Here is a 9,024-nt window from a genome sequence, read left to right as displayed (position 1 = left end):
CGCGTTAATGATTTCGGTCAGGCGGGTAAGTTTGTCGTAACGGCATTCCAGCCGCTGGCCATCCGGGCGGATGACGGCGCTCAGCAGGTCAAAGGCACCGTATTCGTAACGGGTGGTTTTCCCTTCACCATCGGTAAAACTTTCCGGCAGCTTTTCGCTGTTCTGGCGCATCAGCTCGCGGACACCGTCCGGGCGGCTGATTTCCTCCACGCTGCCCCGCGGTCCGGCGTGATTTTTACTGTGACGGAACTGTGTGGTGAATCCCAGCGGGTCTTTGACGTTTAACAGACGACCGAGAAAATCCTGTCCGGTCTGCGTCACGCCGCCATCCGGCGCAACAGTTTCCCTGACCTGGTGCAGTGCATCGTGGCTCCAGCACCAGGTGGCCCCGCCCGGCATAATCCGCGCCAGCAAATCACCCTGTTCGCTGTAGCTGAACTGCTGCTTGCGCCCCTGCGGGTCGGTCAGGCAGACCATGCTGCCATGTTCGTCGTAATCCCACTGCCACAGCTGGTCGCCGGGTGTGGTCAGCCGGGTTAACTGCCCTGACTCGTTATAGTCATAAGACAGACTGTAGCCGCCCGGCAGGGATACTCGGCTTATTTCACCTTCGCTGTTGTAGTCATATTCCGTGGTGCGTCCCAGCGCATCGGTGCGGGAGAGAAGGCGGGTGTTCTCCCAGAGGGTCTTTTCCGCTCTGCCCAGCGGATCAATACTGAGCGTGACCAGACCGTCTTCGTTGTACCAGTAACGGGTTTCGCCACCTTCGCCATCCAGATAGGTGGTACATTTCTCTTCATCGTTATAAATAAACCGGTCATCAAAGTAGCCTTCTGTTGACAGGGTACTAACCGCACGCCCCTGCGTGTCATAGACGATATCCACGCAGGTTTTATCGGTGTCCCGCCAGCGGGTCATCCACCCTTCAGCAGTATATTCATGCCATAAATGTGCAAACTGGAAGGAATCGCATTCTGCCAGATACCCGTTTTTATCGTAGTGACAGGTGACGAGGCGTTGACGCTGTGGCGTCACCAGGTCAATACTCATCAACTGTCGCTGCTGCCAGTCAAGAGAGAGCGTGTAGCCATCGCTGTGATGGATGCCAGTCAACAGGCCATCCGTGCGGAGAAAATCAGCCCGGTTGCCATAACGATCATGGATTGCTGATAACTGGTAAGTACCGTTATCTGTTAAAGAAAAAACCTGCGAGTGTTGTGAACGGCGATCGAAAATGGTCAGTTCATCACGTATATCCCCCGACAACCGGTAATACGCCTGACGGGTGTTTACTGTATTGCGAAAAATACCGTTCTGCGGGATGCGGTAATATAAGTCCACACCTTCATGGTTGGTAAAATGCATTTCATTGCCATGCACCGTCAGCATGCAGGACCATTCATCGGTCCATTTTGGCCCCAGAAGCCCAGTTTTTTTTGCCTGCGAGCGATAAAAGCGAGTCAGCGTCAGGGGCAGGGAGCCAGGCAGAGAGAGTACGCTGTGCTGCTGGAGAAAATCACCGCTCCCGGCGTCTACCGGATCTCCAGGTTGGGAACAAAGAGTGCTGTCAGCACTGCTGGATTGATTGTTTTCTATGGGGGTTCCGTTTTTTTCAACGTATGAGCCATCATTTTTTGCTTCACTGAGTGCATCGTCGGCTTTATTCAGGGATGATGCAGTTTTGCTGGCATCTGCGGTTTTCTCGAGATCATTCGCAGCCCCTAAGGCTGTCTTTGCATCATTTGCGGCATCAGCAGCTTTCACGAATTCTGCCGTTCTGGCTGTGTCGATGACATCAGCCGCCGCACCAGGTTTACTCGCTAGCCCAACCTTCGACACTGGCAACAGCAATGTTGCTATCTCAGCAAGTGCTCGTGTCACCATCTCCGCTTTGTCCCCGGCAGAAGCGTTCTGAAAGTCATCCCATGCTTTACTGGTCTTATCTTTAATACCGCCCCAGGTATCACTGATCTGTTTCTCAATACCCTCAAGACAGACATTTCCAAGACGGATATTTTCCATCAAGATATTCATATCCAGCGGCTTTACCCGGGGATCTTCCAGAAAATGCTGGTCCAGCATGTTTCCCAGAGAGGCTATACCGGACACCATACTACGGCCAAAACCCAGTCCCCCCCGCACGACCCCCGCATTTATTTCGTTCTGAGCGTTATAAACCTCTACTGGTATTTCTGCGCCTGTTTCCATGTCATAAATCATTTGCCCGGAGCCACTCTCCAGAGGGACTGGACGTAATTTATCTATTTGCTCTTTCGCCCATTCATCTGCTGAATTTATTCCCTTGCTAAAATCAAGAGATTCCCGCAGTGATTCCAACAGACTATTGCTGACCTCCTGGCGGGATTTCATCAGTTCCTCAAGGCGCGGCGAAGAAACCGGCGGATTATTACAGGGCAGGGCATTATCCTTAACTGCCATATTAGGCGGTGCCTGCTTTGTCAGCAGCTTCCCCTGGCAGTTCATATTGTTCATTCCGACCATTGAGCCATGCAGGGCTACAGCCTTCCCCTCCACGGATACAGTCGGGCTGCCGCTGAGCACCGTACAATCACCACTGCCGAGTGATGTCCCTGAGATCACTCCCTTCCCGGCATTACTCTGTGTACCGGCAATCACGGAGCCTACATTCAGAACCGAAAAACCCCGCGCCCACACCGTTTCGCTGTACTGCTTTTTGTTACTCAGAAGCTGGAAGCTATCGAAAGGTACAACAACATCACCCACCTGGCAGGCATCCGGTGAGCTATTTACAGCCAGGAATGCACTTTCACCATCTGCAATATGTTTATCTGCCATGACAAGCTCCTTTCGTCTGGGGGGGGACAAGACAACCCAGCACCGCTTCCTGCATTTGCAGCGCAACAGGCACCGTTAACCTCCAGGTAAGGTAGATCAAACGTTCATCCAGATTTATTGTTAAGGTGTCTGCGACAGGAAGTCGGGTATGGAGGTGATTATTGATATCTGTCAGAACACAAACCGGCTGGTAACCAGGCAACCCTGTCACCACCCGGCTGGATTCTGGCAGGAGCCCTTCCAGTACAATAGGTTCATTACCTGATAAATGAGCTGGGTATATCAGCTCAGGGTGGGCGCTGTTGTAAAAAAGCTCACTGAAATCATTAGGAAAAAAAGGGCGGCAGTTTTCACGCCAGTGATCATCATAGGTTCCGGCATACTGAAGGCGGTTCTGCCACCAGCGTGACATAGGTCCTGTCCCCTGCGGGGTACAGATTGTGTCAATATTATGACTATTATTCTCATCATCTTGAGAAAATCGTGTCAGTTGGGGGGCGCGGTATTCTCGTGTGATATCAAGATGCTGGATATTTGGATAGTAACCACATCCTGACGGATTCGCGGAAAAGGTTTGCTTATCCTCCGGTCCGTCGCCTGTAGACCAGACACCGCCGTAGGCCAGTTCATAGCGTAAAGGGACAGAGTCAATGCTTTCCGCCTGTCCCAGCCGCCAGCGATGATTATCATAGTGCCAGCATCGTGGGCCGGACAGCATGAGACGCTTTGAAAAATCCCCAACACGAATACCTGCCATCCATTGCGTCCCTGAGCCACCTAGTGCGCTGGCGCTACCGATCACGTGAATGTCTGTATTTCGCTTATAGACAACCAAATCGGTTTCAGACTTCAGGCTGCTTGTTTCCGGTTCTCCGTAATATTCATCTGCCGTGATCAGCGCTGCCTGCTCATCAGCCAGATCGGCGTAATAACCGTTTTTCAGGCGAAATGTCATTCTGAATGCAATAACATCAAAGATGTAACCAAGACGCCCATGCTTTTCAAACGCCATAACGGGAAATAGCGTGTGATTCTCAACCTGTATCATTCCACATTCCTTGTGTCAGTTAAGATCGATCTTCTTGCCTTTAATATTGACCGGGCCGCTGGCTTTAAAATCAAACTGCTTTCCGGTGATAGTTATCGTCCCGCTTTTCTCTAATTTGATGGAACTGGCACCACAGGTCAGTTCGATAAGTTCACCTGAAATAATCTTGGTTTCTTTGCTTACATCGAGCGTATAGCTTTGCTTAACGTTGACTTTCTGATCTTTCACCACGGTTTCGGTGTCAAATCCTGTAATAGTGGTGGTCTGGTCGTTGTCGACATTTTTATGGCGGTCATGGACGACATGCAGTTTTTGATCATTCAGCACTGTCGTCTCCTGATCGTTTGACACCGTGGTTTTCTGATCGTGTCCACCTTCTTTTTTGCTGCCCACCTTAACGGTCTGACCAACAACGACCGTGACCGTCTGGTTATTCTTCACCGTCTCGTTATGGTCGTGATCAACGGTTGTGGTCTTGTCATGCAGCACCTCAGTTATCATGTCCTTCTGGGCATGCATGTAGATTTGTTCTTTTGCGGTGGCATCTTCAAAACGCAGTTCGTTAAAACCATTTCCTTTATAGGTTTTTGAGCGAATGGTCATCTGGGTTTTTGTGCCGGGTAGGCCGCCAGGGGAGCGGTTATCCTGGTGATAGGTTCGCCCCATGATGATGGGTTGGTCCGGGTCGCCGTTAAGAAAATCGACAATAACTTCCTGGTTTATACGTGGTATTGCCAGATTACCGAATCCGGTTCCGGCCCATGCCTGAGACACACGTACCCAGCAGGAGCTGTTCTCATCCTTCTGATTATACCGGTCCCAATGGAACTTCACTCGTACCCGCCCATGTTCGTCGCAGAAAATTTCTTCTCCTGCCGGGCCGGTAACAATAGCGCTTTGCGGACCATCCACTCTGGGTTTGGGTAAAGGGCGTGAACGCCAGGTACGGTCGGCAGGGATAGCATCAAACTCGTTTGTCATAGTCGTGCCCACCCCTTGGCTACCATGCAATGCTTGTGGCTGCTCTCCTTGTAATACGCTGTTTATTACTTGCCATTCCTTATTTAACAAAGCTGATGGGTGGCCAGTGAGAGTAAATTTCGTGCCTGGCCACAAATTGGGGGAGTTGCTGGTACAGGTGGCAATTTCGGCATCGTGCCGCCATCCCTCCATTTGATATCGGGCGAAATCCTGACCATGCTGTTCATCTTTGAAACGACCGGGGTAATCATAAATTTCATATTGCTTAAATTGACCATTCAGAGTTGAACTTTGACTACCGAAAGAACCTGACCAACCAGGATTTTTAAATGTATAATCCTTTGTTTCGATGGAGGAATGGCATATTTGTGCTTTATACTCAATGGAATTAATACATTCAGCAGTAATCGCTGAGTTTATGTTGGGATTAAATGGGAATGTACTAATGGATACTAAACCTGTATCGCTGTCACATAATACTAATGTTTGCTCAGATGCTATTGGTCTAAATCTATGAAAGAAAAATATACCCTCTTCACACCACAGGCGAGTCAGAAATTCAAGGTCGCTTTCACCATACTGAACACAAAATTCTCGTGATGCGTGTGATTCATAAAACTGACTGGACCAGTCAGTCACTCCATTATCATTGAGTAAAGTAGCTGAAATACTTTGGATATCCTGTTGCTGAAATATGCGGAAATTTTTTCGCAAAGTGCAACGCCATAACGGTGGAACCACGACTAAACGGTAGAACATTTGCCAGTCGTTATTTTTACCTAATACTACTGAAGTGATAATGCCACTAATATAGCGTAAAGGAATTACTCCCTGCCAGATCGTAAGTGTGGCATTTTTTTCCAGGAAATGGGTAGCGATGAGATTAAATTGGTTGCTGGCAATGTTTAATTCAAGTGTAAAAGGGGCTGAGTGTTGCTCATATAAATTGAAGTCGAGTACTGCCAGTGCCGTTTCCTCGATCCCGTCAACATTTAATGTGAATCTAAGTCCTTTTAATGACATGTGAATAATCTCTCGGCTATATAAATATGTTAATATTGTGAGTTGGTGACTTATATAACATGTGATATTGATAATGAATGTCTATTCTCTAAATATGCAAGGCAAGCTTATTGTTTTTTTCGGTGGCTATACAATTAAACAGGTTTTTTCATATCATTGATTCTCCAATAATATGTAACGTAGTTCAAAAATGATGAAGAATTCATCAGGTGCCTACAGGAAAAAATGATTATCCATGTAATGAGCAAATGATACATGTCTCGCCCATGTAGATCAGCCACAATACTGACAACTCCAAGTAGTATAAAACTTATCAGTAATATATTTCGATAGATAATGACACCTCTGACATCTCCGGCAATTATAAATTTATGGGCTGGCAATAGATACACAATGATGAAAAGTGTTGAGAGGATGAAAAAATAAAGAAGAGCTGTGTTATTGGGTTGGAACATACCTATGGTCATTATCGAGGTGATACAAGAGGCAATAAATAATAATACGCTTATGTAGGTTATTGTAAGTGCATTCGGGCGGTTTACTTGATGATGGACCTTGTTTATGCAGTTTTCTGAAGTCAGGATGTTAGCTCTCGTAACATCACATTTATTCCCACTGGTCACAAGGCCTATTTTTTTGCGATATTCTATTGTGTCACACAGTTGGCAACCAGTTAATATTCTGACTGGATTTGCTTTAGTTATCATTTTCGCCCTATTTCTATCTTGTTTTTCTGGATTCAAAGGCTATGCGTCTTTCACGAAAGTATAAAATGGCTGTTGAAAATGATTCACCATTTATAATGTTTCTGATTATATATAGGGTGATGATTTGTATCGGAATGTACTTAATATTATTAAATATATGCTTGCTTTCGGATAAACAGGCAAACGTTATGAGGAGTGAAATAAGGGAAATACCTACCCCCAGAAGATAAAGATATAATATCACGGTCAATGCCCATAAATACCCTCGACCAATAGCCCAGAACATTGATGCCATCACTACGGAAATGATAATTACTGGGCCAAAAAAAAGCGAAACATAAACTGGAGGAGTAAGATTAAAGTTGGTCAGAATTCCACCTGCGCCAAAAACATATATGATAAGAAATAGTACACTGAGCACTCCAGTAGAGAGTAGGTTTGGGATTTCTTGCATAAAAAGTGGGCTTGTGTAAGAATTCTTCAATTCTGGGAAAGATTGTTGTAATAAGTACGGACTACCTTTTTTAATAAGTCTGTCGGCGATTTTACCTGATGTGTAGAGCGAGATGAAATTTTCACCAAGCAGTAAGTTCATTATATTCATTTAGTTAATCACTGATATGGATTGCATTAATCCGATAACATACTCTCCGGACTGGCTAATGCTTTCAGGTGAATGGATAACACCACTCACTTCACTCCCGGCAACAGCCATTGCACTGGTGATAGTGTTGATCAGTTGTTCCTGCAGTTTTTTATGAATGGCCGCCGTTGGGTATCGTCGCGGATACTTCCTGGCTTGAATCATTGCTTTCAATGCTTTATTTGAAATACCAGGGTTTAAGTATTTTATAATCCCTTCGGTGAGACGAACTCGCTCAGGCCTGGAATAGTTTTTTAACCATTCGATCACCTTCATTGATGAGGCGGATTTCATCACTCTATAGGTCATAAGTGCCTCTTTCAGCGCTCCACCTGCCGAAGCCAGTGATACCAGATCAAGTGCTGTAGAAGTGGCGGTGTACCAGCCTTGAGTTTCTACCCAGGAAACACTTTTTCCATCGTTCTCCTCTATATCATATATGCGCCAGAGCCCATTTGCACATTGTATTGCGGTTGCGGCCGTCCCTGCTGCGGCAAGGACTATCAAAGGTGTGCTGGCTCCACCTGTAATCGGGGCTGCAACAGTTGCAGTAACTGTTGCTATACCCGTTAATATCAACGCACCGCATGATAAAAAGGTTGAAGTAATTTCGGTTTTAAGTGAGGGATCTGCTACTGCGGCCTTAACGTTTTTAGAAATCGATTCTGGATATATCCCAACTAGCCGCGTGACAATGACATGAGTCACTTCGCTTTGACCAGAAGTTGAAACGCGGCGTGATGGTCGAACAAGATATGAGTGATAACCATCATAATAAATGATACCTGCACCATAAAAATCGCGAAGGCAATCAAGAGCATCTCCTAACGCTTTGAAATCATAATCAGCAGTTGTCTGCCCTAAGATTCGAGACCATTCATAATTCGGTAGATGCTCATTCTCTTGATGAAGAAAGTCAGGCATATGAGATTCCTGTATTAAATAATTCCCCTTAATTAATTCAGCGCCTTGATTATCAGTTTCAAAACATACTTTATGATTATGTAACAACGTCGAAGTTAATCTACTTAAGGAAGGAGAGAATATTTATTTAGAAGATGTTATCTGAGATTTTTGCGAGGCCTTTTTCAGAACAGTCATTTCTTCTACAAGTGCAGCTGTAGTACAGCGTTACGCTTGCAATCAGGCACGCTACCGCCGAAGTTTCCGGCGTCAGCCATCTCCCGTAGAAACGCAACTCCTTACTGACAACTTTCTGTCTGCGGCGTAATACAAAAACAGCACCCGACCCGTATGGGTCAGATGCTGTTGACTTAACTTATGCTTCCAGCGGTGCGCGCCAGTCATCAGCACCAGAAGTGCCTGACTTGACGTGTTCCCACTCGATTTTGCGGTAGGCCAGGGAGACTTTCACCAGTTGGGTGAATTCGCGCTTTTCACCGTCCTGGCAGTGTGGCATGTGGCAGTCAATATCCACGATAGTGGAATCGGTCAGGCGGGTAGTGAAGAAGTGCTCCTGCTTACCCTCAACAGAGGTACGCCACCAGTGCAATTCGGTGGTAGGCAGCATTTCTCCTGAAGCCAGCGCGTTATAGAGCAATGGAACGGCTTTGTTCAGCGCGACGGTAAAAATGAACGGTTTATGGGCGCGCTGGCCGGAAGGCTGGCCTGACTGTGGGTCTGTCGGCACGGTAACGTTATGACTGAATTCCTGAACCAGCATTTCGTCTTCGTGACCCTGAACGAAAATATTACCGACGGAAGGGGCAGTAAATGCGCCTGCGGTGATGTTTCCCTGGGTCTGGCCTGTCATTGAAATGTAACAGGGTGTAGGCATTTGTAAA

At 46.7% G+C, this 9,024-nt stretch carries 6 protein-coding genes; all 6 read right to left on the bottom strand.

The window, feature by feature from the left end:
- On the bottom strand, positions 1-2,817 hold a 2,817-nt coding region (locus QNN88_RS14235), incomplete at its 3' end, for a DUF6531 domain-containing protein (RefSeq protein WP_414240790.1).
- Entirely contained in the window at positions 2,807-3,865 is a 1,059-nt protein-coding gene (locus QNN88_RS14230) for a DUF2169 domain-containing protein (RefSeq protein ID WP_414240789.1), read from the bottom strand. The genes QNN88_RS14235 and QNN88_RS14230, both read right to left, overlap by 11 nt.
- A 15-nt stretch (positions 3,866-3,880) precedes the next feature.
- Positions 3,881-5,869, bottom strand: a complete 1,989-nt coding sequence (gene tssI, locus QNN88_RS14225) for a type VI secretion system tip protein TssI/VgrG (protein ID WP_414240788.1) — start codon at positions 5,867-5,869, stop codon at positions 3,881-3,883.
- 720 nt (positions 5,870-6,589) lie between these two features.
- Entirely contained in the window at positions 6,590-7,171 is a 582-nt protein-coding gene (locus QNN88_RS14220; protein WP_414240787.1) for a hypothetical protein, read from the bottom strand.
- A gap of 9 nt (positions 7,172-7,180) precedes the next feature.
- A complete protein-coding gene (locus QNN88_RS14215) occupies positions 7,181-8,143 on the bottom strand; it encodes a hypothetical protein (RefSeq protein ID WP_414240786.1) in 963 nt (320 codons plus the stop codon).
- 355 nt (positions 8,144-8,498) lie between these two features.
- Positions 8,499-9,017 (bottom strand): Hcp family type VI secretion system effector, encoded by a 519-nt coding sequence (locus tag QNN88_RS14210; protein WP_090049032.1) that lies wholly within the window; start codon positions 9,015-9,017, stop codon positions 8,499-8,501.
- Between the last annotated feature and the right edge of the window lie 7 nt (positions 9,018-9,024).

The organism is Citrobacter sp. ANG330 (assembly GCF_047467925.1).
Taxonomy (GTDB): Bacteria; Pseudomonadota; Gammaproteobacteria; order Enterobacterales; family Enterobacteriaceae; genus Citrobacter_A; species Citrobacter_A amalonaticus_G.
Note: the sequence above shows the minus strand (reverse complement) of the source record. Positions and strands in the feature narration are given on the sequence as shown.

What these genes read in the sequence shown, in the direction of transcription:
- QNN88_RS14230 (WP_414240789.1), bottom strand. Translation starts at nt 3,865, where the DNA reads ATGATACAGGTTGAGAATCACACGCTATTTCCCGTTATGGCGTTTGAA.
- tssI (WP_414240788.1), bottom strand. Translation starts at nt 5,869, where the DNA reads ATGTCATTAAAAGGACTTAGATTCACATTAAATGTTGACGGGATCGAG.
- QNN88_RS14220 (WP_414240787.1), bottom strand. Translation starts at nt 7,171, where the DNA reads ATGAACTTACTGCTTGGTGAAAATTTCATCTCGCTCTACACATCAGGT.
- QNN88_RS14215 (WP_414240786.1), bottom strand. Translation starts at nt 8,143, where the DNA reads ATGCCTGACTTTCTTCATCAAGAGAATGAGCATCTACCGAATTATGAA.
- QNN88_RS14210 (WP_090049032.1), bottom strand. Translation starts at nt 9,017, where the DNA reads ATGCCTACACCCTGTTACATTTCAATGACAGGCCAGACCCAGGGAAAC.